Origin of the sequence: Rickettsia endosymbiont of Cantharis rufa (assembly GCF_964026445.1) — a bacterium.
GTDB lineage: Bacteria > Pseudomonadota > Alphaproteobacteria > Rickettsiales > Rickettsiaceae > Rickettsia.
The window spans coordinates 122546-149313 of the sequence record NZ_OZ032150.1 but is presented as its reverse complement, the minus strand read 5'-3'; the positions used below and the strand labels follow the sequence as shown (position 1 = coordinate 149313).

Genomic DNA, 26768 nt, shown 5'->3' with positions numbered 1-26768 from the left:
CCGCGTAGGCGGGAATCTAGGGTAAAGCGAGATAACCTGAGCTTTTAAAAAACTTTAAAGTGATGGATTCCCGCCTACGCGGGAATGACATGAAATATTAAGTTTTGTCATCAACTATATTAACCGATAAAGGAATTACTACCTTACCAGATATATCAAGTATTTTATCCTTATATATAACGTAATCTATATGCAAATTAGATAATTTATTTTTTACGTTTTGCATATGATAATCTAGCATCTTTAGAGATTCATCTACCGATAGATTATTAGTATGATATTTAAGTATTAATTTGATTATTAATTGTCTCTTAGAAACTAACAAAATATTATCTATATTTGTTAATTCCCATTTAATTTCTTCTAATTTAAGAGCCGGATTTAAAGTAATTATTAGTCTTTTAAGTAAATCGAACGGTAGGGGTACCGGTGCTTCTAGTAATTTTTCTATTACATATAAATCAGCTAGGCTAGTAGTATTTTTAATATAAGGATATTTATATTTAATACTATCATATTCTTGATTTGTTGCATAATATTTTTCATTAATAGAGTTTATGTCTTTGTAATTCTGTTTTGTATTATATTTGATAACACCTACCACTAATATTAATATTATAAGTAATGTACTATATAATTTAAATGTTAGATCCTTTATAGTAACTAGTTTTTTTATTGATTTTAAATTATTATTATAAGCGGGAAAACTCTTATATTCTAGAAACAACCTACTAATATTTGTATCTATAAATCTTTCTTTTTCTAGAGTTTCCTCATTTAGTATATTATCAACCGATATAAAGATTACAGGGTGATTTTCAAAATTTGTTGATTCTAATAAAGATTTTAACTCTTCATCTACTATAAGAATTATACAGGCTTTTTGATCAAGATTACTTATATAGTTTTTAAATAATATAAGGCAATCATTAATTTCTTGTTCTATAATACCTTGAATATAACCGATTGCCTTATCAAATGGATACTCAAGGTTTCTAATTGTTATTATATTATTTTTATGTTTGATAATAAATTTTATACCGCTAGCTTGTGATACATATACACAAATTTGGAAATAATCGTTATATTTATTACTTTCTATATTCTCGACTATTTTATTTATAATAACTTTTAGCTCTAATGTTAAAAAATAAATTCCTTTTAAATCAAGCGACCTTTTATCTATAATACATGAAATTATATCGCTTAAAGGTGTTTCAAATGGAGCTGACATAATTAAAGTCGACCGAATTTCACTTGGTGTAGTAGTAATTTCGTAAACACAATGCGCTATAATGTCTTCTTTATTAAAATAACCTTCGATAAATTGTTCAATAGGATCAAGTTTAACTATTGACTGTAATATAGGTATTTGATCGTGCCGCGTTTTACATTCGCTACCGTCAAGTAAAAAATAAATATCGCTTTTTGGAAATTTATTAAAAAAGTTTTTATAGGGGCTTAAGTCTATCTGTTCTTGGGTAGGGATAAATAATTTATCTAATAATTTATTATCGAGAAAAGCACTAAGAAACACACCTTTATTGCCTAGTAGCACCACAATATTTTTTCTTTTGAAAGAAAAAATATTTGTAGCAAATTTAACAAGATGTAATTTGATTGAGTCAAAAATATTTTGCATAAATAAATTTATTTTAATCACGATTCAGAGTATAAAGAAACTTTAAATTATTATAACCTATATGACTAAATTTACCACTGAAGAAGTTAGAAGTAAATTTATAACTTACTTTAAAGCAAATAATCATACGCATGTACCGGCTAGCTCGTTAATTCCGCACAATGACCCTAGCTTAATGTTTGTTAATTCTGGAATGGTGCAATTTAAGAATGTTTTTACCGGACAGGAAAAAAGACCTTATAGCAAAGCAGTAACTAGTCAGAAATCTCTTAGAGCCGGCGGTAAGCATAACGACCTTGAGAATGTCGGTTATACGGCAAGACATCACACATTTTTTGAAATGCTTGGTAATTTTTCTTTTGGTGACTATTTTAAAGAACAAGCCATATATTACGCTTGGAATTTATTAACTAAAGAATTTGAACTCCCAAAAGAAAAGCTATATGTAACGGTTTATCATACTGATGATGAAGCAGTTTCTTATTGGAAAAAAATAGCAAATCTTATTGATGATCGTATAATTAGAATTAACACAAACGATAATTTTTGGTCTATGGGCGATACGGGCCCCTGCGGTCCTTGCTCCGAAATTTTTTACGACCACGGAGAACAAATATATGGAGGGCTTCCCGGTACTAAAGATGAAGATGGTGATAGATTTATCGAGATTTGGAATATGGTATTTATGCAATATGAACAAGTCGATAAGAATACTAGAATAGAGTTACCGCAAAAATCTATTGATACCGGTATGGGTCTTGAGCGTATGACGGCAGTATTACAGCACGTTAACAACAACTATGATATAGATTTATTTCAGGAAATAATTGATTTTACCGAAAGCATAGTAAAGGTAAAAGTAGGGGGAGAAGCTAAATTTTCTTATAGGGTTATTGCTGATCACCTAAGAGCAAGTAGCTTTTTAATAGCTGACGGTGTCATCCCTTCAAACGAAGGACGTGGTTATGTCCTTCGCCGCATTATGAGGCGAGCCATGCGGCATGCTCATATTTTAGGGAATAAAGGGTCATTAATGTATAAGTTACTACCGAAACTTGTTGATTTGATGGGGAATGTTTATCCTGAACTTAAGAGAGCAGAAAGCTTTATAAGCAGTATCTTAGAACAAGAAGAAATTAGGTTTAAAACTACTTTAGAACGTGGATTAAAGCTTCTTACCGAAGAAACAGAAACGCTAACAAAAGGTAATGAATTATCAGGAGAAATAGCATTTAAATTATACGATACTTATGGATTTCCACTTGATTTAACCGAAGATATTTTAAAAAACCGTGATATTTCCGTTGATCATAAAGGGCTTGAAGAGCAAATGCTTGCGCAAAAGGAACGTGCTAGAAAATCTTGGCTTGGTTCCGGTGAGTCAAAAACCGATCAACTATGGTTTAATGTCAAAGAGCAATATGGTAGCACGGAATTTTTAGGATATACGCTTAATGAAGCTGAATGTAAAATAATTGCATTAGTTAAAGATAATAATTTAGTTGATGATATTCAGGAAACAGGTACAAAATTTTTGTTGATCAGCAACCAAACACCTTTTTACGGTGAGTCCGGAGGTCAAATGGGTGACATTGGGATGATATTTGCAAAAGATTCTAAAGTAGAAGTAATAGATACTTTAAAATATTTAGGCTCTATTATGGTCCACAAATGTATTTTGAAAAAGGGGCGGATTAACGTAGGCGAGAATGCTAATTTTAGTATAGACATCAAATATAGACAAAATTTAAGAATTCACCATTCGGCAACGCATATATTACATGCGGTACTGCACGAGGTACTAGGTAAACATGTTACTCAAAAAGGTTCGTTAGTTGCTCCGACTTATTTACGCTTTGATATTAGCCATTCTAAAGCTGTGACTAATGAAGAAATTATTTTAATCGAAGATAAAGTAAATGAGATTATTAGAGACAATCATGAGGTAAATACTACATTAATGGCAACTGAAGACGCAGTCAAGCATGGGGCTATGGCATTATTCGGCGAAAAATATGACTCTGAGGTCAGAGTAGTTAAGATGGGTGAAACTTCTTTAGAATTATGCGGAGGTACGCATGTTAGGCGTACCGGTGATATTGGCTCTTTTAAGATTACAGGCGAAAGTGCTATAGCTGCCGGTGTTCGTAGAATTGAAGCGGTTTGCGGTGAATTCGTAATTAAATTAATGAGGGAAAAAGATAATTTACTTAAATCGGTAGAAAGTACTTTAAGGACTAACAAAAATGAACTTATTACCAAAGTGAACAATATTTTGGAACGAAATAAAAGGCTTGAGGAAGAGCTTGAAAAAGTCCTGTTAGCCCGTTTAGATTTAAAAGTAGAGCAGATTGAAAAGCAAGCCGAAAAAATAGCAGAAATAAAGCTGCTATACAAAAAAGTAGGAAATATAGATAATAAAATATTACGCCAAGCTGCTGAACAATTAACAAATAAAGCGGAAGATTTAGTAGTAGTATATATTACTGAAGGGATTGGTAAATTATCTATTACGGTTGCAGTGAGTAAAGCTATCACAGATAAATTTAATGCAGGTATAATTGCAAAAGAACTCTCTTTATTCTTAGGCGGCAGTGGCGGAGGTGGGCTGCCCGCAATTGCTCAAGCAGGCGGAAATGATCTAGGTAAGCTAACTAACATCCATGAAAAATTATATAGTTTGTTAAAAGTATTATGAGTTGTTTTTTAGATCCCGTGATCAAGCCTATAGTACCGGACATTTTTTGTTCTATGTCATTCCCGCAAAAGCGGGAATCTAGTAAAACCTACAAAAAACTTATTTTTTAGGTTTATTTTGTCAATATTAAGACTATTTTGGATTCCTGCTTTCGCAGGAATGACATTGGTATTTACGCAACCGTGTATTATAATACGGTTAAATCCCCAAGTACCTCTATTAATTTATGGTTATTAGCAAAATTTCCTGCCTCATCATGGTTGCCCTAATAATCAAAATTTATTAATAGTTCTTCTTGAGAATTTCTATAAAGTAGATTTGTAAATAAACGCATGTCACCGTCAATTTTAAGTTCTACCGCTTTATTTTGTAAAAATTTAACTCCATTGATGACTGTTTTACAGTATGTAATACCCTTTTCTATCGCTCTAGTAAAAGAATCAATAAGGTTATTATCTAGTTTCTTTTCAACTTCTTCTTTCGCAATTTTTGCAAAACAATTTAAACCTTTATATTTGCCTACAAAAAAAGCATCATCTTTTTTAATGATCTTTTTATCAATATTCCAACTTGGATCTGCTTGGCTATTTGTAAATTTTCGACTAATTTCAAAAAACTTTTGTTGTTTTACCTGTTGGTATTTCTTTTGGATCATATTGTTCAATAAGCTCCCCTATGCTTTCTGCTTTGTTATCTCTAGAATAATTTGTAGAAATTTCTTGCTGTTTTTCTTCGCTTAATTGATCTGCATATTCTCTCGCTTTTTCTTGATTATTATTTAATAAAGAAGCGCTATATCGGTTTCTAAAGCTTCTTCATTTTTTTGATCATAATTTAAAGCGTTGTCTACCTTTTCAGCGACTGAGTCAAATTCTCCCTTAGCAATTGAAACGGTATTCGGGATATTAATTAAATCGGCCACTTCTCCTCCTTCTAGATTATTGTTATCAATAACAGTTTCGGTATCCTCTTCTAATCCAAATAATGCTTTAAATTTCCACAAATATTTATTTTGAAATAATTCTTTCTTAGAGATTTTTTTACAATTTCTCTTATAAAATCATCTTGTTTAGTATAAATTGCCGTCGAAAGTAATACGTGGTTATCATTACATTTTTTACATAGACTTTTAAAAGCATCAATTTTATCATTATTAGAAGAAAACTTACTTTCATTAAATTTAGCTATATACTCCAAATTTGAGATCAAAGAGGAAAAAGCTTTGAGAACGGGTTTATTTTTAACTGAGTTAAATTTGGTTGTAGAAATAGTAGATAAATCAAGACCCATTTCTAATAAGTTCTTTATATCTTTAGATTCCGGATTCTTTATATAATTTGCTGCACTTTTTTATGTCATTAGTGTTTAAAAAAATTTTAATTAGTTCTAAAATCGTATCTTGATCATTCGGTAAATGTTTTAAGGCACTTAAATAATATTTTTTTGCAGCTTGATAATTTGTTTTAGAATAATATGCTAAGCCGGGATTATAATAACAACTACCTATATCTTCATTTGCTAAAGCTTCATTGTCTATGTTTGCTAGTTTACTTTCTAACAACTCTACTATTTCATCAAAGTGTTTCCATATCAATAAAGCGTTAGAAAAATTTGCTTATACGGTAAAATTTTCCTGATAATGCTTTTTTAATATTCGGAAAGTGAAAACTTTTGATTCTGGTTCTAATAATTCTATTACTTCAGATATAATATTAGTACATTTATTATATTTAGTATATTTACTTGCCAAAAACATGGTTAAGTGTAGTCTGCGTTTTTTAATACTTCTTTTATTAATTCTTCAACGGTTTGTGTATGACTGTTTTTTATAGCGACGTGTATAGCATTACGTGCATATTTTATTTCTAAAAATTTATTTTCTTTGTAGTCCAAATTATTAATTTTGTTTGGTTTGAAATTACATGAATAAAACTTTTTTCCTATTTTATAGCTATAGGTATTTTCATATATTTTTGTGATTTTATATCTATTAACTAATTTATACTTATAAATTCTTCATATTTATAATAAGTAAATAATTCTGCCATAATATTGTGTATAGAGATTATGTTATTTCTTATGAATAAATAATTTAATGAATAAACTACCATTTCTATAGCAGCCCTAACATTTTTTACCGGAGCAATAGAATCAAATAACAATTGTAAATTCAGATCTTTTCCTAATACATCGGCTAATTGTTTAGAAGTATTTGTGGTTGCCAAAATGCTTTTATCTTCAGAAAAGGTAATAGTTTGTGGATTATTAGGTTTAGATTGTAAAGTTCCTTGGTTCATTATGATAATTAATTAATAATTAATTTATTATCGAGTTATATACTAATTGTGATTTTTTGTAAAGAACGTTAATATTGAGATCATGTCATTGCCTGGTCGCAATAACGATTTTAGTTAATAATCTGCTTTTACAAAATAAAGTCCGGAGGCGGGGGCAGTGGGACCGGCGACTTTTCTATCTTTGGCTTCTAGAACATCTTTAATTTGTTCTGCCTGCCATATATTTTTACCGACAAGTACTAAACTACCGACAATATTACGTACCATATGATGCAAAAACGAGGGTGCTGAAAGATATAATTTTATTCCTTCATCTTCTTTAATGATATTAAGTTCCGTTAAAGTTTTTATCGGTGATTTTGATTGACACGAGCTAGCCCTAAATGAAGTAAAATCATGTTTACCTAAGAGATAGACGGCAGCTTTTTGCATGGCTAGAACATCTAAAGGTAAAATAATCCACCATGCTCTATTTAAATCAATTACGGATGGATAAGGTCTATTAATAATTCTATATATATAATGACGGGATGTAGCTGAAAATCTTGCATGAAAATTATTGGTGGCTAATTCACAGTTCCATACTCCTACGGCATACGGTCTTGCAAAATAGTTAATAGCCGTAATAATTTTGTGAGGCTCTAAATATTTTGGAAGGTCAAAATGTGCTACTTGTCCTATAGCATGAACACCGGCATCTGTTCTTCCTGACCCAAACAATACTACATGTTCACCGGAAAATTTATAAATCGCTTCTTCTAGTACTTGTTGTACCGACATTACTCCTTCCTGCCTTTGCCAACCCGCAAGTTCCGTGCCTAAATATTCAATGGTAATTTTATATCGATACATAATAGCCCACTGTCATCTCGTGGCTTGACCACGGGTTCTCAGGACACAGGTTGTGATACAAGATCCCGTGGTCAAGCCACGGGATGACAGTATAAGTATTATCACGCCTCTAATAGATCCGATGGATTACCGTCACCACGCTTTCCGCCGCTTCTAAAGCTATTAAGCTTTTTAGATCTAATGGGATGCTGTAATTTTCTTAAAGCTTTTGACTCAATTTGTCTTATACGTTCTCTAGTTACTTTAAATTGCTGCCCTACTTCTTCTAATGTATGGTCAGTGTTCATGCCTATACCGAAACGCATTCTAAGCACTCTTTCTTCACGAGGCGTAAGAGTTGCAAGTACTCTAGTGGTAACTTCTCGTAAATTTGACTGAATTGCCGCATCAATTGGCGCTACTGCATTCTTATCTTCAATAAAATCGCCTAATTGACCACCATCACTATCATCACCTATGGGATTCTCTAGACTTATAGGCTCTTTAGCTATTTTCATGACTTTACGTACTTTATCAAGCGGCATTGAAAGACGGTTAGCGATTTCCGTTGCGGTCGGTTCATAGCCGAGCTCATTAAGCATTTGTCTTGAGGTACGCAGTATCTTATTAATCGTTTCAATCATATGCACAGGAATACGTATAGTCCTTGCTTGATCGGCAATAGCTCTTGTTATAGCTTGTCTAATCCACCAAGTAGCATAGGTAGAGAATTTATAGCCACGACGATATTCAAATTTATCCACCGCTTTCATAAGTCCTATATTACCTTCTTGAATTAAATCTAAAAACTGCAATCCTCTATTAGCATATTTTTTAGCGATAGATATAACTAAACGTAAATTTGCTTCTATCATATCTTTTTTTGCTTGCAGTGTTTGTCTCTCGCTTTTTTGTATAGTATTCACTAATTTTTTAAAATCATTAACTAAAAGACCGGTATTAGATTCTATAACCGATAATTCGGCAATCATTTGATCTATATAATCCGATTCTTTAGTAATTAACTCTTTCCAAGCGGTTTTTTTATTTTTCAGCATTTTTTCTTTCCATGCTGCATTGATAATCGATCCTATATATTCATCAAGGAAATTTTGGCGAGTTACCCCGTACTTTTCGGCAAGTTTTAAAAAGGCGGTTTCTTTATTAATTAAATCACGATTTATTCCATACATTTTACCTAAAATTTCTTCTGTTCTTTTAGAATTAAAATGTATTTCCGAAACTTCATTTATTAATAGTTCCAAATTATTATTATATTTTTTGCTATTTTGTAAAACCTTCGGCTCAAAAGATTTCTCATAACATTTTTTAGCTTCAATTAGTAGCTCTTCACAGATAAAAGAAATCTTTTTCATACGCTCTATGATATTAGGTAATATCTGCGTTTCTACTCTAGACATAGATAAGTGATTATCCTCATGTTCTTCACCTTCGGCATCACTACTATGTTCTTCATCATTTTCGGGTGTTTCGTCATGTAACATGTTAGCTTCTAAATCTATTAGATCACGTAGTAACATTTTTTCATTAACTAAATCTTCATACCATACTATAAAACAACGCATAGCAATAGGGCTTCTGCATAAGGAAGCAGTCATTGTTTTACGTCCTTCTTCAATCCTTTTTGCTATTTCTACTTCGTTTTCACGAGTTAAAAGATCGACTCCTCCCATATCCTTAAGGTACAACCTTACAGGATCATCGGTAGTACCTATATTTTCCTCTTCTCCTTCATCTTCGGGTTCATTATCAACATTGGTAGATAGCTTAAATTCTTCATCCATTCCGATATCAAGCTTAATTTCATCATCTTCATTAGGTTCTAAAATATCTACCACCGCATTGGAGAATTTTAATTTAGGTTCTAAAATATCTACCCCCGCATCGGAGAATTTTAATATAACTTCTTCTAATTGTCGTATAGAAAGATTTTTATTAAGAGAGATAGCTTCATTTATCTCATCGTATGTAACAGGTGTTTTTTTAGATTTAGCTTTTTTAAGTAAACTGCCTATTTTATCTAGATCATTGTCTATATTGCTATTGCTCATTAAATACCTTAGGATAAATTAAGTTAATCATAAGCTTAAGACTTTTTTAAACTTATGTTAGGTTCTTTGTACTTTTAATAAAATAATCATATTTAATCAAAAGTACAAAGAACCTAAGTTGTCATGTGGTTAATAAAAGATTCGTTTAAAACTTGCAGTTCATTTGCAATCTTCAGAATTTCTTTTTTATATAGTAAAACTTTCTCAAAATCGTGATTATCAATGCTGCTTATAGTGATAGCATATTCTTGTTGTAAATTTATTAGATAATATTTCTTATGTAGCCACTGCCATAATAAATCTAGTCTGACATTATTTTTATTAAATGAGGTATCTAAAAATAAGTTATTCGTTTTTGATAATAATAAAAAAATATCAGAAAAGCTAGTTTTTTCCACAATTGCAGCAATTTCACCCGCTTCTACGTTATTATCTATAATTTCGTTAAAATACCAATTACGAAATTCTTCAAGCGATTTATTATTAAAATTTAAGTTTAGGATAAAATCTTTAATATCTTTTTCTTCAAGTATTGTAGGAAATTTAACCAACAAAGCACAAAAAGCGTGTTCTAGCATTTCAAGCTCTGAATAGCTGTGACTTGAAATTATAGGAGCTAAATTTGAGTTTTTAGTTACAACTTTTTTCTGGTTTGTTAATAAATTCTGCCATATTTGATCTTTAAAAAATCTATAATAACTCGCTCTTAAATTACTATCCGATATTTTGCCGCAATAATCCTTTAAATTTTTTTCTAAATTAGCTTTTTCTTCTGCAGTTTTAAAACTCTTACCGTTATACTCAATATGCCAAATCATTTCTGATAGGCTTATTCTTTTATCTATAAGCTTTGTAAAAAAATCAGCACCGTTTTTACTTACTGCATCGTCGGGATCAAGTCCGCTTGGCAGCCTAATAAAAGAAATTTTCTTTTCACTATTAATAATAGGTAATGCTAGATTAATAGTTCTTATGCTAGCTTTTATACCTGCATTATCTCCGTCAAGGCATAATATAATTTCATCACCGGCACGCCATAATTTATGTAAATGATTCTCAGTAACACTAGTACCAAGACTCGCAACCGTTTCGCTAAAACCTGCTTGATGTAGCGCTATAACATCAAAATAACCTTCCACTAAAATCGAGTGATTTTTTTTATAGCTACTGCTTATCGCCTTATGCTCACCATATAAAGTTTCGCTTTTTTGAAATACTATAGTTTCAGGTGAATTTAAATATTTAGGCAACCCCTCCCCTAACACTCTGCCGCCAAAGCCTACAATTTTATTGTAAATATTTCTAATTGGAATGGTAATACGGTTAGAAAACAAATTATATATTTCTCCGTTTTCTCTCCTGCCAATTAGACCCGCTTTACCGAGTTTTGTAATATCAATATTCTTATCATGAAAAAACTTTTCAAATTTATTATTCCTTGGAGCAAAACCTATTGAAAACTCTTTTACTGTTTCTTCGGTAATATTTCTTCGGTGTAGATAATTTAATATTTCAGGTGTTAACTGCGTTCTGAAAAACTTATTGGTGAGTTCTAAAATATTTAAAATTTCATCAGATTCTTCATAAAATTCTTTCTGTTTCACAGTTAATTTCGGTATCTCTATACCGTAATCAGTTGCAAGCTTTATAGCAGACTCATTATAGGATAAACCGCTAATATTAGAAGTAAACTTTATAACGTCACCGGCTGCTTTACAACCAAAACAATAGAAAAATCTCTTACTATCACTAACTGTGAAAGATGGAGTTTTTTCTTGATGAAAAGGACATAAACCTACATAGTTACCGGATTTTCTAGTTAAGGCTACTTTTTGCCGTACTACATCAGATATATTAATACGGTTTCTTAAAAACTCATAAAATTCCGGTGTAATTCTCATTATATACTCCTGTGGAATGAAGAGTTGTTATACGAAGTTCAACTTGGAAAAAAGTAATCTAGCTGTAAGCCGAGCAGAAGCAGTTATTAAACTTTCAGCATCCGAGAACTTACAAAGACATTGCTGCCAATTTTTCAAGTGGGGCGAGTATATCATATTATATAAGAAAGAATAGCAGTAGAAAGACAATAAGAAAGAGGTATAGATAAATTATCGTTAATTCTTAAATCTTTTGAATAAAATTCAGCTGCCGCAGTCCCTATGCAGCTTATAATAATAATAATAAAACTTGTATTATACCCTAAGTAGAAATATACTAATATACTTATAAAAATTGCAGAAGTTAAGAAGGCAATAGAACCTGCTATCGATTTACCGTTACTTAAACTATTGCCTATTTTAACGCCAACGAGAGCTGCTAAACAATCAGAAATAATTAAAATTAACCACGAGCAAATTACTAAATTTTTAGGAAAAAGAATAGTAGTCAAGAAAAAACCAAGTATCATAGAGCTAATACCGCTTAAAGCAAAAGAGCCGTTATTTTCTTCAAACCTTATAACTTTTGAAAAAAATCTAGTCACAAGTTCGCTAATTTTTGCATTATTATGACGCGATATATCTAAATATAAAGTAATAGCAGTTATTATAAATAATAGTAATGCAATGGTTGTTCTTGAAATAAATAAATAAATCAGCGGAAATATTATAGCCGATAGGTGGAAAATTTTACGCTTTTTTTCAAAGTCAAAATCTTTGATTGCCATAAGATTACTAATTGATTGCTATGTTACAGCATAATTCAAAAAGCTTGATCCGAGCGAATTTTGTAGGACTCGCCTGTGCTCACGTATTTTTATACGCTGTGCGGACTCGCCCTTTAAACTCATCTTGTCTGAACCTTTTTGAATTACGCTGCATATGAAAAATAATTAAAAAGGCTTATTTGACAAATTTAACTATTACAAATATACTTGCTGAAATCTATATTATTGAAAATAGTATACTAAAACTACTAAATTTACACAATATAATTATGAATACAAAATTTCCTATCACCGCTAAAGGTTTTGAAAAATTAGAACGTGGGCTTAAGCATTTAAAACATGTAGAGCGTAAAAAAATTAGTGAGGATATAGCAGAAGCACGAGAACACGGTGATTTATCCGAGAATGCGGAATATGAAGCAGCGCGTGAGAAACAAGCATTTATAGAAGGGCGTATTAAGGAGCTTGAAGATATGACGGCAAGAGCGGAAATTATTGATATTGGCAAACTATCGGGAGATAACATAAAATTCGGGGCTACAGTTACTTTGATCGACGACGATACTGAAGAGGAAGTAACATATGTTATTGTAGGAGAATATGAAGCCGATATCACTAGAAAAAGAGTTTCAATCGCTTCTCCTATAGCAAAAGCTTTGATTGGAAAATCGGTAGGTGATATTGCAGAAGTTACAACACCGGGAGGAACAAAATCATACGAGGTAGTTAAAGTTGAATATAAGGAATTAGAGCTTTAGCTTAACTTTTTCTTATTACTAATAAAAATAGCTAAGTTAATACCATAGCAGTAGACCTTTTTGCATAACTCTTAATAAAAAAGAGTTTGAAGAAGACACTTTTGCTCTTTGCAATTAGGTTAAAATATTTTATTTTATCGCTATAACCTCTCCGCCGCAGTTCTTGTGGCAAATATGGTAGTTTTCAACGCCAACTACAACTGAAATTATTGCAAAGATTATTTTGATGGTTACTAAAGTGTGGTGTATATTTGCTATCCTTATTGATTTTGACAGCTTGTTGCGAGATTAAATAGCTATTTTGAGCATTTAGTTGATTAAGTAAATTACATTGTGTATTATACATATCACAGTTTTGCATACATCTTTCTTTTTCTAATAAGCATTCATTGGCACATTTTCTACCTTCTGCAGTATTTGGCGAAATAATCTCATATCTTGTAGCACAAGAGGTAATCATTAGAAAACATAGTATTAGACCATAATGTGCAATTAAATTCAACAAGCCGTTTATAAGAGAATTTTTCGATCTATATGTTGTATACATAGTTACATATTAGAATAAATGAAAAGTAGTAACTTATTATATTATTTATACACAGTCCTATTATGCTGTATTTATTTTTTCTTAAACATCTCTAGCATTCTTTTTGTCACTATAAATCCGCCGAAAATGTTTATAGAAGCAAGTAAAGTTGCAAAATACCCAAGTAGACCAGAAACTCCCAAAGCAGAACTACTTGCGGCAATCATAGAACTAAGAACTATAATACCTGAAATAGCGTTAGTAATAGACATAAGCGGGGTATGAAGTGCCGGCGTTACTTTCCATACAACATAATAGCCTACAAAAGAAGCTAATACAAAAATAGTTATAGCAAATACTAGTGGGTCTATAGTACTTGTGTTCGTTTGCCAACTAGTATCTATTACTAAATCTTTTAACTTATCTGATAATTCTTGGGTATTATGAGCAATTTCAGCCACCTGCTTCGCTATTATCGGTAATTGATTCATATTTTTCTCTTGGTTAGTATTTTCATTGTCATCCCGTGGCTTGACCACGGGATCTTGTATCACAGACTGCGTCCTGAGATACCGCGATCAAGTCGCGGTATGACACATAATCATTTGATTTTCTCGCTCACAATTTTGCCATCTTTAGTAATCAACATATCACGTACTAGCTCATCATTCATATTAAATTTACCGTCTTGCAAAGCGTAATTTAAAAAATTATACAAATTTTTGGAATATAATTTTGAGCTGTCGGTAGCAATTTTGGCTTCAAGATTTGATAAGCCTATTATGGTAACTCCGTGCTTAGTGACGATCTTATCCGGTTCTGATCCTTCCACATTCCCACCTGTAGAAGTCGCTATATCAACAATCACTGAGCCATACTTCATCGATTCCAGCATTTTTTTTGTAACAAGTAACGGTGCTTTTTTTCCAGGAATTTGTGCAGTAGTAATAACTATATCGTATCCTTTAATAATTTTTGCTAAAAACTCTTCTTGTTTAGCTTGGTAATCTTCTGAGCTCTCGTGAGCATAGCCTGATTTATCTTGTAAATCTTCTTGTAGTTCCGGTGAAACAAACTTGGCTCCTAAGCTTTCTACCTGCTCTTTAGTAGCAGCTCTCACATCGTATCCTGCAACAATACTACCGAGCCTTTTTGCCGTTGCAATAGCTTGAAGACCTGCAACGCCGATACCAAGGACCAAAGTTTTACACGGTGAAATAGTTCCTGCTGCCGTCATCATCATAGGAAAAGCTCTTGTATAATGATAGCTTGCTTCAATTACCGCTCTATATCCAACTAGATTACTTTGAGAAGATAAAGCATCCATATTTTGTGCTTTAGTAATTCTCGATACAAACTCCATAGCAAAGGTAGTAAGATTTTTTTTAGCTGCCGCTTTTATATATTCATGATTTAAATAAGGTGACAATAAGCCTACAATAATTGCTCCTTTTTTTGCAAATTCAAGCTCACTATATTTATCCGTAATGGATGAAGGTTGCACCTTTAATATAATATCAGCATCAGAAATAATTTCGAGCGGAACTGAGGATATCTTAGCACCTAGAGCGGCATATTCTTCATCAAGAAAGCCAGCAGAAAACCCTATATCTTTTTCTACCGTAACCGCATAGCCTTTTTTGACTAGCAATCCCGCTACTTCAGGTGTTATAGCGGTACGCGACTCATGCAGGGTTTTTTCTTTTAAAGCAACAATTTTCATAAATACTAATTATACTTTTGCATTAACTGAATACATAAGGTATTTTAAACATAATTTAAAGTATAAGACAACGAAAATGAAAAAAATATTTTTTCTAATCATTATTTATCTTTTTGTGAATTCAAGCTTAGCGTTTGGGGTAGATGATAAAACAGCTATTTCGGGGCTAAAAACTTATCTACGTACGATAAAATCGGTTGCAATAGATTTTACTCAAGAAGATTCTAGGGCTAATATAGTTAAAGGAAAATTGTTGATCAACAAGCCTTATAATTTTCGATGTAATTATTATCTTCCCTTTCCATTAGTTATAATAGGTACTAAAAATTTTGTATCAATGTATGATTATGATATGGAGCAAGTAAGCCGAATCGCTCGAGCTGAAAATACATTTAATTTTTTACTCGGTGATAATGAGAATTTTGACAAGGATTTTGTTTTTGAATCGGTAATTGATGAAGGAAATATTTTTAAAATTACTATCCATCATACTCTAACGGAAAAGCGTAGCGAAATTACTTTTAATAAAGCTATTAAACAAATTGAAACATTAAAAATATTTGAAGATAATAATATAGTCACTATTACTTTTGATAAAATAGCTAAAGTACAAAAATTTTCCGATGATCTGTTTAAATTAAAAAATCCTGAAATATTTGGTCCGCCTGAGAGGTTAACAAAAGCAGAAATAGAAAAAAAATATGTTGTCTCTTCCTGATAAACAGGTTATGTTAATTATGCTAGTAGTGGGCACTGTGCTTGTTTAGTCGGTCAGGTCTGAAAGGAAGCAGCCGGAGTGAGATTCGGTGGGTTATTACTAGCATTTACCTCTCGTCTTTTTAAAATTGCTCTTTTATTTTACTTGAGAGTTCATATGCTCACGTACTAAATGTACGCTCCGCTATTCCCTCTTAAAAAATAAAATTCAATTTCAAAAATACTTCGAGTAAATACAGTTATACTGTCATGCCGTGGCTTTTGACCGCATGGCTCGTTTATGTCATTCCCACGGAAGCTGGAATCCATTAAAGTAAAGCTTTTTAGCATGGATCCCTGCTTTCGCAGAAATGATATTGAAAAAATCAAATCACTCTTCAAAATTTAAATCGTGACCGATATAAATTCATCTAATCAGTATATTCCTTTTGCAAGGAAATATCGTCCTAGTAACTTTGCCGAGCTTCAGGGGCAAGAGGTATTAGTCAAAGTTTTAAGCTATACTATTTTAAATGATAGGCTGGCTGGAGGTTATCTTTTAACAGGTATTAGAGGGGTCGGTAAAACTACCTCCGCCCGTATTATTGCTAAAGCCGTAAACTGCTCTGCTTTAATTACTGAAAATACGACTATTAAAACATGCGAAGAATGCGTAAACTGCATCAGCTTTAATAATCATAATCATCCTGATATAATCGAAATTGACGCGGCAAGTAAAACTAGCGTAGATGATATACGTAGAATTATCGAATCTGCTGAGTATAAACCTCTGCAAGGTAAACACAAAATCTTCATTATTGATGAGGTGCATATGCTTTCTAAAGGAGCGTTTAATGCACTTCTTAAAACTTTAGAGGAACCACCGCCTCACATAATATTTATTTTTGCAACAACGGAGGTACAAAAAATACCAGCAACTATTATCTCAAGATGTCAACGTTATGACTTAAGGCGGTTGAGTTTTGAAGAGATTTTTAAGCTACTTGAATATATAGCTAAGCAAGAAAATTTAAAAGCCGATATAGAAGCATTAAGAATTATAGCTTACAAATCTGAAGGGTCAGCACGTGATGCAGTATCTATTTTAGATCAAGCCGCTAGTATGCCCGCGAAATCCGATAATATAATTAGTCCGCAGGTAATCAATCAAATGCTTGGGCTTGTTGATAGTTCCGTTATAATAGAATTTGTAGAATACATAATTCATAGGGAGACGGAAAAAGCTATTACCTTAATAAATGAACTTTATGGTTTTTCAGTTAATCTTGAGATTTTTATAGAATCGGTAACAGATTTTATCTCTTATCTTAATAAAGTAAAAATGTTACCTAATTATAGTTTGCCGATATATGAATCATTTAATGATAGAATCAAAAATATTTTGGATAAAATTAGCTTGCCGCACTTATCAATCTTATGGCAAATATATAATAAGGGGGTCCGAGAAATAAAAATTTCCTATAATCAGCTAACAGAGACGGAAATGTTAGTTATAAAATCTATATATTCGGTATCGCTACTACTGCTTGATGGTTCGGATAGTAATAATCAAAATTTAAATCAATCGATCGACTCGGAAATAAAAAAAAATTTTGAAATTGTAGATTTTCTTGAATATCTATATAAAAATAATGAGATAGATATATATTACTTCCTGCTCAATAGCACGGAGCTTAAAAAGCCTAGTGATAATAGATTAGAACTCGTAAGTCTTGAAATTACAAGCAAAATAAAAAAACAAATAGAAGATTTGTTAACTGCTTTTACTAAAAAAAAGTTTGAGATTGTAATAATAAAAGAGCAGAGCAAGCAAATCTTAAAGAATCAGTTAATCGGTAAAATTGAAGCAAGTAACGATTTTGGTTTAATTAAAAAACATTTCCCAAATACAACAATTTCGGATATTTTACTTAAAATATAAAGAATATATAGGATAGGATTATGGTAAATTTTAATCAGTTTTTAAAACAAGCCCAATCAATGCAAAAGAAAATGCAAGAAGCCCAAGAACAAATGGCAAACGCGAGATATACCGGTAAAGCCGGTGGCGGGCTTGTTGAAGTTATTGCAACCGGTAAAGGGGAGGTTGAAAAGATTTCAATTGATGAATCTTTATTAAAAGCAGAGGAAAAAGAAATGCTTGAGGATTTAATTAAAGTTGCCTTTAACGATGCTAAACAAAAATGTGATGAGGATTCTCAAAATTCTTTATCAGGAGCTTTAAACGGTATGAGCTTACCACCTGGTTTTAAAATGCCATTTTAATACGGCGTTTATGTAATTCCCGCGTAGGCGGGAATTACATAACCGAACCATGCAACAATGCATATGGCTGCTCGTAATGACGAAGATGCCTAATAATTCAAGATTAGTAAATCTTTATCAATCCTGAAACCTCTAAAGCGTTCAAGCACAGACATACCGAGAAGTGAGATATCGAGGTCACCAAGACCCACATGTCCTTTGATGCTCTTAAATTCTGCGCCGATCACTACATTATCTAAGGTTATAGGGGCGGCTTTATTTTCACCATTAGCTGTTAGATAAGTTCTAGTATATTTTAATTTAGTTAAGTCAAAGCCTAATTTTTGAGCATCTTCCTTAGTTAAAGCAACATCACTTGCACCGGTATCGATCATAAATTTTATTTTAACGTTATTTACAAGAGCATTGGTATAAAAATGCCCGTCCCCACTACGTGCTATAATAATTTCCCCTACTTCAGTAGACCATTTATATGAGGGAATTAAAGCAGACATTACCCTATGATAAGCATAATTCAGCTCAAACCTAAAAGCATAGCCGGTTATTATAACTAAAAAAATTGCTGCCCAACTTGTTAATTGCAAACAAAATTTGCGTATTTCATTTTGGCTAATAGTACTATAAATTATACTAAATAATATTAATAACGACGCACAAAAACTTCCTATATTTTGCGATTCTTTAAAAAATTTCGGATAATGCTGATTGATATATTTGTATAATAAACCGGTTACAATTATGGTGCTGCAAACGATAAAAACAAATTTGATAAGTTTTTTATTCATATAATATAACTTTTAATCTATATAATCAAGCCAAAGCCCAAGCCCATTTTTAAGTGAAAATTTACCTTCTTGATTCACTAGAATAATAATTCCAGGTTCTTCTGATGGTATAAAGCCAATAAAGGAATAAATACCGTTAATATAGCCTGAGTGAAAAATTAAATCTTTATTTGACCGTCCTTTTACTTTAAGAATACGCTATCCAAGAGCATAATATGACTCAATCATTTTTTGATCAATCAGCCAAACCGGTTGCCATTTAAATCCAAAAACATCCTTGTTTGATTTTGCTATTTTATACATACGGTCTAACATATTCTTAGAAATAAGATCTGGTTTATAACCAAAGCTAAGTTTGAACATTTCAATCATTTCATTTGTCGATGCAAAAATACCGGCAGATGCAGGCACTGTCTTTGAGTAGTAAGGCGAAACATCAACATTATTATTACCTCTTGTCCGTTTGTTATTGTTTTAGAATGTGATCTGTAAACACTTTTCCGAACAGTTGTTTAAGCGCAATTTTGTATCTCTTCATATCTTACTGGTGATAAATAATCGTTAGCAGAATACATTCTGATACGGTTATAAAATACCTCTATATATTCAAATATGGCATATTTTGCTTCCTCCTTAGTTTTAAATTTATATTGATACATTAATTCTGTTTTTATAGTATGAAAGAAACTTTCAGCAACAGCATTATCCAAGCAATTTCCTTTACGACCCATACTCTGTTTGATACCATGTTGTTTTATAATTTTTAAATGACTATCAGAACAATATTGACTACCTCTATCAGTATGCCAAATAAGCCCTTTTGCTGGTTTACGTTGCCATATTGCCATTAATAAAGCATTATTAACCAAATCAGCTCTCATGTTATTACTCATAGACCATCCTATAATTTTTCTAGAAAATAGATCAATAACAGTTGCTAAATATAGCCAGCCTTCACCAGTTGGCACATAGGTTATGTCTCCAACCCAATAACAATTAGCAGCATAAACTGTAAACTCTCTATTTAATAAATTAGGAGCAATTTGCTTATTATGATTAGAGTCAGTAATGGCTTTAAATTTACGTTTAGTTTTACATAGCAAATTAGCTTCTTTTATTAGTCTTGCAATGCGTCTCCTACTAGCAGTTATATCTTGCCGTGATAGTTCCTTTTTAATAGGTCTAGTTCCATAATTACCTCTACCTTCTTTAAAGATAATTTCAATTCTGTTTGTTAATTCATTACCTTCTTTAACCCTATTACATCCAAGATTATTTAACCATTCATAATAACCATTACGTGATACTTTCATAAATTTACACATAGCAGAAATGGAAAAATTACCTCTGTTTTCCTTTATCCATGCGTACCTTATTGGGATTCTTTTGCAAAGTACGCGGCAGCCTTTTTAATAGATCACGTTCTTGTGTTACTCTATCTAGTTCTTCTTCAATCTCCTTAATTCATCATACAGATGTTCTTCATATCTCATTACTTCCTTGAGTTTTGAATGTTTATTAACCCAATTATATAGACTATACTTCGTAATTCCTAGTTCTCTAGCTGTTTGAGCAAAAGGTTGCTTAGACTCAATAGCTAATCTAATCGCTGATTCTTTAAATTCAGCTGGATATATCTTTGGCTCTATATCCGGCATTTTTATCCCTACTGTTAATATCGTCTATTATTAACTTTCTGGAAAACTATAGCTGCATCATATTAATAATTCCAAGATAGGCTAGAGCTTTTTTAAACTTACCCAAATTACGCTTTACCTCAACTTCTATGGGCCTAGAAAATTTTTTTTCTTTTACTTCTTCAACTTCTCCTATAACTAATTGCCCATCTATGGGTCTACCCAGTTCATCTTTAAAATGAATTAATTTGGCATTTTTTACTCTATTTAATTCAATTTCTTCAGTTTGAAAATGTACATGTTTTTTTCTGGCATAAATTCCTCCTTGGATAAATTTTGATTTATTATTTAGTGTAAAGGGGTAAATCAAAATTTTGCAAGAAATTTTCATTGTTAGTTATTTCTCAATAACTAACAAATATTAAAAATTAAAGACTACTGTGCCGTCCAGCCGCCATCTATCAAGAGTCCACTACCTGTTATTGATGATGCTTTTTCGTCACATAAGAATATTACTAAGTTTGCTATTTCATCGGCTTCAACAAATTTCTTTGTAGCTTGAGATTTTAGGATTACGTCCCTTAATGCCGATTCCTCACTGATATGTCTAGCTTTAGCAGTATCTGCTATTTGATTCTTGACTAAGGTAGTATTAACGTAACCAGGGCAGATAGCATTCACTGTAATATTATTCTCAGCCACTTCTAAAGCAACGGTTTTGGTAAGCCCAAGGATACCGTGCTTTGCTGCTACATATGCCGACTTAAAGGGTGATGCGACATAGGCATGAGCAGAAGCGATGTTAACAATCCGCCCAAAGCCGTTTTTTTTCATAATCGGTATTGTGTATTTTGTAGTATAAAAAGAGGCTGTTAAATCTATACGCAAAATTTGTTCCCATTTATCTTCAGGAAATTCATCGATAGGGGCAACGTGCTGAATACCGGCATTATTTACTAATATATCTATTTTACCGAATTCTTTTATTATTCTCTCAAACATAGAACGAATTTCTTCAGGTTTTTCTAAATTTATTCCTTGATAAAATACGCTACTTGCACCAAGTTCTTTCAATTCTGCTGAAATTTTGGCTACTTCATATTCTTTTGCAAGACCGTTAATAACTATTTTAGATTCAAGTTTTGCGAAATGTTTTGCTATTTCAAGTCCGATACCGCTAGTAGAACCGGTAATGACTGCTACTTTGTTTTTCATTTTTACCTCCCTGCTGTGTTATGCTATAGTTAACCTAGTCTTATTGTATGACGCTCGATGTCATTCCTGCGTAGGCGGGAATTCATGGTAAAGCAAGATAAACCGAGCTTTTAAAAAGCTTTAAAGTACTGGATTCCCGCCTACGCGGGAATGACATAGTTAATCAAGTATTATTTGTCTTTTATTTAAAAGTAACTTATATTAGATTTCACTTAAAGAAATAATGTATAAATCTATGGAAATTGTTAATAGCGTTGATGCATCTGTATCTTGCCGGGGCAAAGAACCTCCATATGACCATCCAAAAGTTTATTTAGAGATAGATAAAGAAAAAAAGGAAGTTATCTGCCCATATTGTAGTAAGAAATTTAAATTAGTAGCAAAATGACTATCAAGTTTCTTTCAGAAAGTACTATCAACCGAATTGCCACCGGTGAGGTTATAGAAAGACCTGTATCGGTAGTAAAAGAATTAGTTGAGAATGCGATTGATGCAGGTAGTACTAAAATAGATATTATCTTGGAACGTGCCGGTAAAAATCTAATCATTATTTCCGATGACGGCATCGGTATGACTGATAAGGAGTTAGAAATTGCCGTTGAACGCCATACAACTTCTAAGCTTGATGAAAGCGATTTTCTAAATATTCATACTTTCGGTTTTCGTGGTGAAGCATTACCGTCTATTGCTGCTATTAGTAAAATGCTCATTACTTCTAAGAAGCTGGAGGCTGAAAAAGCGTTTCAAATTAAATTAATCGGCGGCAATGAAAAACAAGTTACTGTTTCTGTCCATAATGAAGGTACTAAAATAGAGTGATCTATCAACACTTTTCCGAACAGTTGTTTAAGCGCAATTTTGTATCTCTTCATATCTTACTGGTGATAAATAATCGTTAGCAGAATACATTCTGATACGGTTATAAAATACCTCTATATATTCAAATATGGCATATTTTGCTTCCTCCTTAGTTTTAAATTTATATTGATACATTAATTCTGTTTTTATAGTATGAAAGAAACTTTCAGCAACAGCATTATCCAAGCAATTTCCTTTACGACCCATACTCTGTTTGATACCATGTTGTTTTATAATTTTTAAATGACTATCAGAACAATATTGACTACCTCTATCAGTATGCCAAATAAGCCCTTTTGCTGGTTTACGTTGCCATATTGCCATTAATAAAGCATTATTAACCAAATCAGCTCTCATGTTATTACTCATAGACCATCCTATAATTTTTCTAGAAAATAGATCAATAACAGTTGCTAAATATAGCCAGCCTTCACCAGTTGGCACATAGGTTATGTCTCCAACCCAATAACAATTAGCAGCATAAACTGTAAACGGTCGTGCCCCGTATTGCAGTTTAGCATGAATAGTCTATAATACTCAAACAGTGATAAGAGAGAATTATAGTTAAGGAGTTATGACAAGAATATATGTTAAGTGTAGATCAAGAATAGATGTTAAGTGTAGATATTGTAACGACACAGAAAAAGTAGTAAAGGCGGGATATTCAATTTCAAAACAACAGAGATATCAATGCAAGCAGTGTAATCGATATTTTCAACTGTAATATATTAATAATGCCTCTAAGCCTGGAGTCAAGACTCAGATAGTAGATATGTCAATCAATGGCTCTGGAGTTAGGGATACAGTAAGAGTATTAAAAGTGGGTATCAATACGGTTATCCGTGTTTTAAAAAAATCTAGCGTTAAAAAAGATAAATCATTCTATCAATACGATAGAAGTAATTATTGCTCCTGAAATAGATGAACAATGGCCTTATGTACAGAATAAATCCAAACAAAGATGGCTTTGATATTCTTTGGATAAGATTTTGTTAAAAGTAGTTGCTTATACTTTTGGTACAAGATGTGATAGCACATCAGAATCATTACTGAAAAAAAACCGGAGGATTTTAAGGTTACTTTTTACTTTACAGATGGATAGGGAAGTTATGCTAGGTTATTAGATCCCAAAAAACACATTGTTAGTAAAAAATATACTCAACGGATAGAACGGGGTAACTTAAATCTTAGAACAAGATGCAAAAGACTGACACGTAAAACAATTTGTTTTTCCAAGTCATTGGATATTCATGATAAAGTCATCGGAACTCTTATTGAACGTATAGCCTTTTAATATCCACATCTGTAAAATGGAGGTGCGACCAGAATGATTTATCTTTTTTAACGCTAGATTTTTTTAAAACACGGATAACCGTATTGATACCCACTTTTAATACTCTTACTGTATCCCTAACTCCAGAGCCATTGATTGACATATCTACTATCTGAGCCTTGACTCCAGGCTTAGAGGCATTATTAATATATTACAGTTAAAAATATCGATTACACTGCTTGCATTGATATCTCTGTTGTTTTGAAATTGAATATCCCGCCTTTACTACTTTTTCTGTGTCGTTACAATATCTACACTTAACATCTATTCTTGTCATAACTCCTTAACTATAATTCTCTCTTATTACTGTTTGAGGATTATAGACTATTCATGCTAAGCTGCAATACGGGGGCGCGACCCTTAGACTCAATAGCTAATCTAATCGCTGATTCTTTAAATTCAGCTGGATATATCTTTGGCTCTATATCCGGCATTTTTATCCCTACTGTTAATATCGTCTATTATTAACTTTCTGGAAAACTATAGCCACATCAATTAGAGCAGGACGAAAATTATCGGCAGATGAAATGAATGCTTTACTGCGTCAAATGGAAAATACGCCATTTTCAGGACAATGTAATCACGGCAGACCTACTTATATTGAGTTGAAGCTTAAGAATATTGAACGCTTATTTGGTCGGTAACTCGTTTAATTTGAAAAATTGACCAAAGTCTTAATCGGCTTTGTTGCGCAGTTTGATGTCATTCCTACGAAAGCAGAAATCCAGAAAAAAATTATAAATACAATAAATTTTTAAAATTAAAAGCTCGAGTTATCCCGCTTTACGCTGGATTCCTGCTTTCGCAGGAATGACATCAGGATTTTACTTGACTATTTTTCAATTTCGTTTTATTCTGCTTTTCTTAAGTAATAATAAAATAATATCTTGATTTAAGGTGTCAGCTAATGGCAAAGAAAAATAAAAATATTTTGGTAAGATTAGTAAGCACGGCAGGTACAGGGTTTTTTTTAGTAAAAAAACGTAATCCAAAAACCCGGACCGAAAAACTTTCTTTTCGTAAATACGATCCAAAAGTAAGAAAACATGTTCTATTTAAAGAAGAAAAGATAAAATAATTGTAAGTAATATATGGCAGTAAAAATTCGTTTAGCTAGAGGTGGTGCTAAAAAGCGCCCTTTTTACCGTGTAGTAGTAGCTAATGCAACAGCACCTCGTGATGGTGACTTTTTAGAAAAAGTCGGAACTTATAATCCAATGCTCGCTTCAGATAATAGTGAGCGCGTGGTTTTAAAAAAAGATCGTGTAGAATATTGGCTTGGCACTGGTGCTAAACCAACCGAGCGAGTTGCAAAATTTATTGAGCAGGCTGGTGTTACTCTTCCTGAAAAAATCAAAAAAGAAATGGAAGTTAAAGCAAAAAGTCGCGAAGCTAGACCAAGTAAAAAGAAGCTAAAGGAGCTTAGTTTATAGTACATTTTCGTCATTGCGAGCAGGCATTGCTTGTGTGGATCACTTTATGTCATTCCCGCGTAGGCAGGAATCTAGTAAAACATATAAAAAACAAGTTTTTTATATGTTTACTTTGTCAATAATGTGTAACAACATTAAATTTTTTGGATTCCTGCTTCCGCAGGAATGGCATAAAAGCCACGCAATAAAGCCGATACTTTCTGGGAATGACATAAGGACGTTTTCACACTTTTTCTAAATAGTTGCCTTTTCTCTATAATCATATTAATATGCCGGATTAGCTCAGTGGTAGAGCAACCGCCTTGTAAGCGGTAGGTCATCAGTTCAAATCCGATATCCGGCACCATCAAAATTTTTCTTGTCATACTCGGGATCGGTTTATGTCATTCCTGCGGAAGCAGAAATCTAGAAAAAAATATAAATACAGCAGGTTCTTGGGATTAAAAGCTTGATTTATCTTGCTTTATGCTAGATTCCTGCTTCCGCAGGAATGACATAAGAGCCATGCAACAAAGTCGTTTTTAACTAAGATTAACACCATTTAAACTATGATAGTAATCGATAAAACATCTTATAGAGCTGTAGGGTTTGATAAACGTATTAAATTCCTAGTACTACATTATACACAATGTGATTTTAAACAATCTTTAGATTTTCTAACCGGTGAAAAGTTAAGTAGTCATTATTTAATAAATGATGAGAGCCCTGAACATATATTTCAATTAGTAGAAGAGTATGATAGAGCATGGCATGCCGGAGTAAGTTACTGGCAAGGTCATGAGCGTATTAATGACACATCAATCGGCATTGAAATCGTAAATCCTGCTTTTGAAGTAAATGAAAAAAATGATAATATAGCCTGGCTGTCTTATTCTTCGCCGCAAATTAATAGCGTTATAAGTTTGTGTAAACAGATTATTGCTAGATATGATATTAAACCTACTAGAGTGGTTGGGCATTCTGATATTGCTCCAGGTAGAAAACAGGACCCAGGTCCGCTATTTCCTTGGAAACTATTATATGATAATGGTATAGGAGCATGGTATGATGATCGTAGTTTTAACGATCTATTGCCGCAAGTTGATACAACCGATATTGCAGCAATTCGGCAAAAATTTATTACATACGGTTATAAACTTGAAGCTGCCGGAGTTCTAGACTCTAAAATGAAAGATGTTATAATTTCATTTCAAATGCATTTTCGTCCTAATAATTTTTCAGGTGATTTGGATGCTGAAACCATAGCAATTTTAGATACATTAATATTGAAATATAAATCTGAATTAAGTAGTTAATATGATATATTTATG

Annotated in this window: 32 protein-coding genes, 1 tRNA gene, 1 other RNA gene and 3 pseudogenes; 13 read left to right on the top strand and 24 right to left on the bottom strand. The window is 32.3% G+C overall.

What is annotated here, in order from left to right:
• Nucleotides 1-97 precede the first annotated feature (97 nt).
• Nucleotides 98-1663: a hypothetical protein gene (locus tag AAGD46_RS00835; RefSeq protein ID WP_341787388.1), complete on the bottom strand. Its 1566-nt coding sequence runs from the start codon at nucleotides 1661-1663 to the stop codon at nucleotides 98-100.
• Nucleotides 1664-1703: 40 nt separating this feature from the next.
• On the opposite strand from AAGD46_RS00835, the gene alaS reads away from it, so the two are divergent.
• Complete coding sequence (gene alaS, locus AAGD46_RS00830) at nucleotides 1704-4340, top strand: alanine--tRNA ligase (protein ID WP_341787387.1); 2637 nt, start codon at nucleotides 1704-1706, stop codon at nucleotides 4338-4340.
• A gap of 265 nt (nucleotides 4341-4605) precedes the next feature.
• Here the strand turns inward: alaS and AAGD46_RS00825 are convergent, their stop codons facing one another.
• From AAGD46_RS00825 to AAGD46_RS00780, 11 genes and pseudogenes are all read right to left on the bottom strand, one after another.
• Nucleotides 4606-4995 (bottom strand): hypothetical protein, encoded by a 390-nt coding sequence (locus tag AAGD46_RS00825; protein ID WP_341787386.1) that lies wholly within the window; start codon nucleotides 4993-4995, stop codon nucleotides 4606-4608.
• Nucleotides 4996-5118: 123 nt separating this feature from the next.
• The gene (locus tag AAGD46_RS00820; RefSeq protein WP_341787385.1) at nucleotides 5119-5343 is read right to left on the bottom strand and encodes a hypothetical protein; all 225 of its coding nucleotides are present in this window, start codon (nucleotides 5341-5343) and stop codon (nucleotides 5119-5121) included.
• On the bottom strand, nucleotides 5313-5630 hold the full coding sequence (locus tag AAGD46_RS08450; RefSeq protein WP_410525937.1) for a hypothetical protein: 318 nt from the start codon (nucleotides 5628-5630) through the stop codon (nucleotides 5313-5315). The genes AAGD46_RS00820 and AAGD46_RS08450 overlap by 31 nt, the downstream gene beginning before the upstream one ends.
• 22 nt (nucleotides 5631-5652) lie before the next feature.
• On the bottom strand, nucleotides 5653-5934 hold the full coding sequence (locus tag AAGD46_RS00815) for a hypothetical protein (protein WP_341787384.1): 282 nt from the start codon (nucleotides 5932-5934) through the stop codon (nucleotides 5653-5655).
• 164 nt (nucleotides 5935-6098) lie between these two features.
• Nucleotides 6099-6233: a hypothetical protein gene (locus AAGD46_RS00810; RefSeq protein ID WP_341787383.1), complete on the bottom strand. Its 135-nt coding sequence runs from the start codon at nucleotides 6231-6233 to the stop codon at nucleotides 6099-6101.
• A 101-nt stretch (nucleotides 6234-6334) separates the two neighbouring features.
• Nucleotides 6335-6637 (bottom strand): hypothetical protein, encoded by a 303-nt coding sequence (locus AAGD46_RS00805; protein ID WP_341787382.1) that lies wholly within the window; start codon nucleotides 6635-6637, stop codon nucleotides 6335-6337.
• A gap of 114 nt (nucleotides 6638-6751) precedes the next feature.
• Entirely contained in the window at nucleotides 6752-7489 is a 738-nt protein-coding gene (gene truA, locus AAGD46_RS00800) for a tRNA pseudouridine(38-40) synthase TruA (protein ID WP_341787381.1), read from the bottom strand.
• Nucleotides 7490-7590: 101 nt separating this feature from the next.
• Entirely contained in the window at nucleotides 7591-9540 is a 1950-nt protein-coding gene (gene rpoD / locus AAGD46_RS00795; protein ID WP_341787380.1) for an RNA polymerase sigma factor RpoD, read from the bottom strand.
• A gap of 113 nt (nucleotides 9541-9653) precedes the next feature.
• A complete protein-coding gene (dnaG, locus tag AAGD46_RS00790; protein ID WP_341787379.1) occupies nucleotides 9654-11441 on the bottom strand; it encodes a DNA primase in 1788 nt (595 codons plus the stop codon).
• 152 nt (nucleotides 11442-11593) lie between these two features.
• Complete coding sequence (locus AAGD46_RS00785) at nucleotides 11594-12208, bottom strand: diacylglycerol/polyprenol kinase family protein (RefSeq protein ID WP_341787378.1); 615 nt, start codon at nucleotides 12206-12208, stop codon at nucleotides 11594-11596.
• Between the two features lie 24 nt (nucleotides 12209-12232).
• A pseudogene (locus AAGD46_RS00780) lies at nucleotides 12233-12362 on the bottom strand (palindromic element RPE3 domain-containing protein); the annotation flags it as partial.
• A 115-nt stretch (nucleotides 12363-12477) separates the two neighbouring features.
• On the opposite strand from AAGD46_RS00780, the gene greA reads away from it, so the two are divergent.
• Nucleotides 12478-12966, top strand: coding sequence for a transcription elongation factor GreA (gene greA / locus AAGD46_RS00775; protein WP_341787856.1), 489 nt, complete (start codon nucleotides 12478-12480; stop codon nucleotides 12964-12966).
• A 184-nt stretch (nucleotides 12967-13150) separates the two neighbouring features.
• Here the strand turns inward: greA and AAGD46_RS00770 are convergent, their stop codons facing one another.
• The 3 genes from AAGD46_RS00770 to AAGD46_RS00760 form a co-directional block, all read right to left on the bottom strand.
• Nucleotides 13151-13426 (bottom strand): hypothetical protein, encoded by a 276-nt coding sequence (locus AAGD46_RS00770; protein WP_341787376.1) that lies wholly within the window; start codon nucleotides 13424-13426, stop codon nucleotides 13151-13153.
• A 158-nt stretch (nucleotides 13427-13584) separates the two neighbouring features.
• Nucleotides 13585-13983, bottom strand: a complete 399-nt coding sequence (locus tag AAGD46_RS00765; protein ID WP_341787375.1) for an NAD(P) transhydrogenase subunit alpha — start codon at nucleotides 13981-13983, stop codon at nucleotides 13585-13587.
• Nucleotides 13984-14093: 110 nt separating this feature from the next.
• Nucleotides 14094-15215: an NAD(P) transhydrogenase subunit alpha gene (locus tag AAGD46_RS00760; RefSeq protein ID WP_341787374.1), complete on the bottom strand. Its 1122-nt coding sequence runs from the start codon at nucleotides 15213-15215 to the stop codon at nucleotides 14094-14096.
• Nucleotides 15216-15291: 76 nt separating this feature from the next.
• Here AAGD46_RS00760 and AAGD46_RS00755 point away from each other — a divergent pair, with 76 nt between their 5' ends.
• The 4 genes from AAGD46_RS00755 (at nucleotide 15292) to AAGD46_RS00740 (ending at nucleotide 18197) form a co-directional block, all read left to right on the top strand.
• Nucleotides 15292-15933 (top strand): outer membrane lipoprotein carrier protein LolA, encoded by a 642-nt coding sequence (locus AAGD46_RS00755; protein WP_341787373.1) that lies wholly within the window; start codon nucleotides 15292-15294, stop codon nucleotides 15931-15933.
• Between the two features lie 17 nt (nucleotides 15934-15950).
• Nucleotides 15951-16044: signal recognition particle sRNA small type (gene ffs, locus AAGD46_RS00750), an RNA gene on the top strand.
• A gap of 279 nt (nucleotides 16045-16323) precedes the next feature.
• Nucleotides 16324-17853 (top strand): DNA polymerase III subunit gamma/tau, encoded by a 1530-nt coding sequence (gene dnaX / locus AAGD46_RS00745; RefSeq protein WP_341787372.1) that lies wholly within the window; start codon nucleotides 16324-16326, stop codon nucleotides 17851-17853.
• A 20-nt stretch (nucleotides 17854-17873) separates the two neighbouring features.
• Nucleotides 17874-18197, top strand: a complete 324-nt coding sequence (locus AAGD46_RS00740; protein ID WP_014391653.1) for a YbaB/EbfC family nucleoid-associated protein — start codon at nucleotides 17874-17876, stop codon at nucleotides 18195-18197.
• A gap of 89 nt (nucleotides 18198-18286) precedes the next feature.
• Here AAGD46_RS00740 and AAGD46_RS00735 read toward each other — a convergent pair whose 3' ends face one another.
• The 6 genes from AAGD46_RS00735 to AAGD46_RS00710 form a co-directional block, all read right to left on the bottom strand.
• Entirely contained in the window at nucleotides 18287-18982 is a 696-nt protein-coding gene (locus AAGD46_RS00735; protein ID WP_341787371.1) for a TIGR02281 family clan AA aspartic protease, read from the bottom strand.
• Between the two features lie 198 nt (nucleotides 18983-19180).
• Nucleotides 19181-19393 (bottom strand): hypothetical protein, encoded by a 213-nt coding sequence (locus tag AAGD46_RS00730; RefSeq protein ID WP_341787370.1) that lies wholly within the window; start codon nucleotides 19391-19393, stop codon nucleotides 19181-19183.
• Between the two features lie 101 nt (nucleotides 19394-19494).
• Nucleotides 19495-20316 carry an IS3 family transposase gene (locus AAGD46_RS00725; protein ID WP_341787859.1) on the bottom strand — a complete coding sequence of 274 codons (822 nt, stop codon included), beginning with the start codon at nucleotides 20314-20316 and terminating at the stop codon, nucleotides 19495-19497.
• Nucleotides 20317-20421: 105 nt separating this feature from the next.
• The gene (locus tag AAGD46_RS00720; protein WP_341786903.1) at nucleotides 20422-20640 is read right to left on the bottom strand and encodes a transposase; all 219 of its coding nucleotides are present in this window, start codon (nucleotides 20638-20640) and stop codon (nucleotides 20422-20424) included.
• A gap of 46 nt (nucleotides 20641-20686) precedes the next feature.
• Entirely contained in the window at nucleotides 20687-21010 is a 324-nt protein-coding gene (locus AAGD46_RS00715) for a hypothetical protein (protein WP_341787369.1), read from the bottom strand.
• A 44-nt stretch (nucleotides 21011-21054) separates the two neighbouring features.
• Nucleotides 21055-21834, bottom strand: a complete 780-nt coding sequence (locus AAGD46_RS00710) for a 3-hydroxybutyrate dehydrogenase (RefSeq protein ID WP_341787368.1) — start codon at nucleotides 21832-21834, stop codon at nucleotides 21055-21057.
• A 223-nt stretch (nucleotides 21835-22057) separates the two neighbouring features.
• On the opposite strand from AAGD46_RS00710, the gene AAGD46_RS00705 reads away from it, so the two are divergent.
• The gene (locus tag AAGD46_RS00705; RefSeq protein WP_341787367.1) at nucleotides 22058-22222 is read left to right on the top strand and encodes a zinc-finger domain-containing protein; all 165 of its coding nucleotides are present in this window, start codon (nucleotides 22058-22060) and stop codon (nucleotides 22220-22222) included.
• Nucleotides 22219-22650: pseudogene (gene mutL, locus AAGD46_RS00700) on the top strand (DNA mismatch repair endonuclease MutL); the annotation flags it as partial. The gene AAGD46_RS00705 and the pseudogene mutL, both read left to right, overlap by 4 nt.
• Before the next feature lie 30 nt (nucleotides 22651-22680).
• Here mutL and AAGD46_RS00695 read toward each other — a convergent pair.
• Nucleotides 22681-23136 carry an IS3 family transposase gene (locus tag AAGD46_RS00695; protein ID WP_341787366.1) on the bottom strand — a complete coding sequence of 152 codons (456 nt, stop codon included), beginning with the start codon at nucleotides 23134-23136 and terminating at the stop codon, nucleotides 22681-22683.
• Nucleotides 23137-23266: 130 nt separating this feature from the next.
• On the opposite strand from AAGD46_RS00695, the pseudogene AAGD46_RS00690 reads away from it, so the two are divergent.
• Nucleotides 23267-23986 (top strand): annotated as a pseudogene (locus tag AAGD46_RS00690) (IS1 family transposase).
• Here the strand turns inward: AAGD46_RS00690 and AAGD46_RS08445 are convergent.
• Together AAGD46_RS08445 and AAGD46_RS08440 are read right to left on the bottom strand one after the other, a co-directional pair.
• Entirely contained in the window at nucleotides 23964-24128 is a 165-nt protein-coding gene (locus AAGD46_RS08445; RefSeq protein WP_410525936.1) for an IS1-like element transposase, read from the bottom strand. The pseudogene AAGD46_RS00690 and the gene AAGD46_RS08445 overlap by 23 nt on opposite strands.
• Before the next feature lie 54 nt (nucleotides 24129-24182).
• Nucleotides 24183-24302, bottom strand: coding sequence for an IS1 family transposase (locus tag AAGD46_RS08440; RefSeq protein WP_410525935.1), 120 nt, complete (start codon nucleotides 24300-24302; stop codon nucleotides 24183-24185).
• Nucleotides 24303-24932: 630 nt separating this feature from the next.
• On the opposite strand from AAGD46_RS08440, the gene rpmG reads away from it, so the two are divergent.
• The 4 genes from rpmG to AAGD46_RS00665 all read left to right on the top strand — a co-directional run bounded on the left by rpmG (nucleotide 24933) and on the right by AAGD46_RS00665 (nucleotide 26753).
• Nucleotides 24933-25103 (top strand): 50S ribosomal protein L33, encoded by a 171-nt coding sequence (rpmG, locus tag AAGD46_RS00680; protein ID WP_341787365.1) that lies wholly within the window; start codon nucleotides 24933-24935, stop codon nucleotides 25101-25103.
• Between the two features lie 13 nt (nucleotides 25104-25116).
• The gene (gene rpsP / locus AAGD46_RS00675; protein ID WP_341787364.1) at nucleotides 25117-25458 is read left to right on the top strand and encodes a 30S ribosomal protein S16; all 342 of its coding nucleotides are present in this window, start codon (nucleotides 25117-25119) and stop codon (nucleotides 25456-25458) included.
• A 271-nt stretch (nucleotides 25459-25729) separates the two neighbouring features.
• Nucleotides 25730-25804, top strand: a tRNA-Thr gene (locus tag AAGD46_RS00670).
• A gap of 202 nt (nucleotides 25805-26006) precedes the next feature.
• On the top strand, nucleotides 26007-26753 hold the full coding sequence (locus AAGD46_RS00665) for an N-acetylmuramoyl-L-alanine amidase (protein WP_341787363.1): 747 nt from the start codon (nucleotides 26007-26009) through the stop codon (nucleotides 26751-26753).
• The last annotated feature ends 15 nt before the right edge of the window (nucleotides 26754-26768 follow it).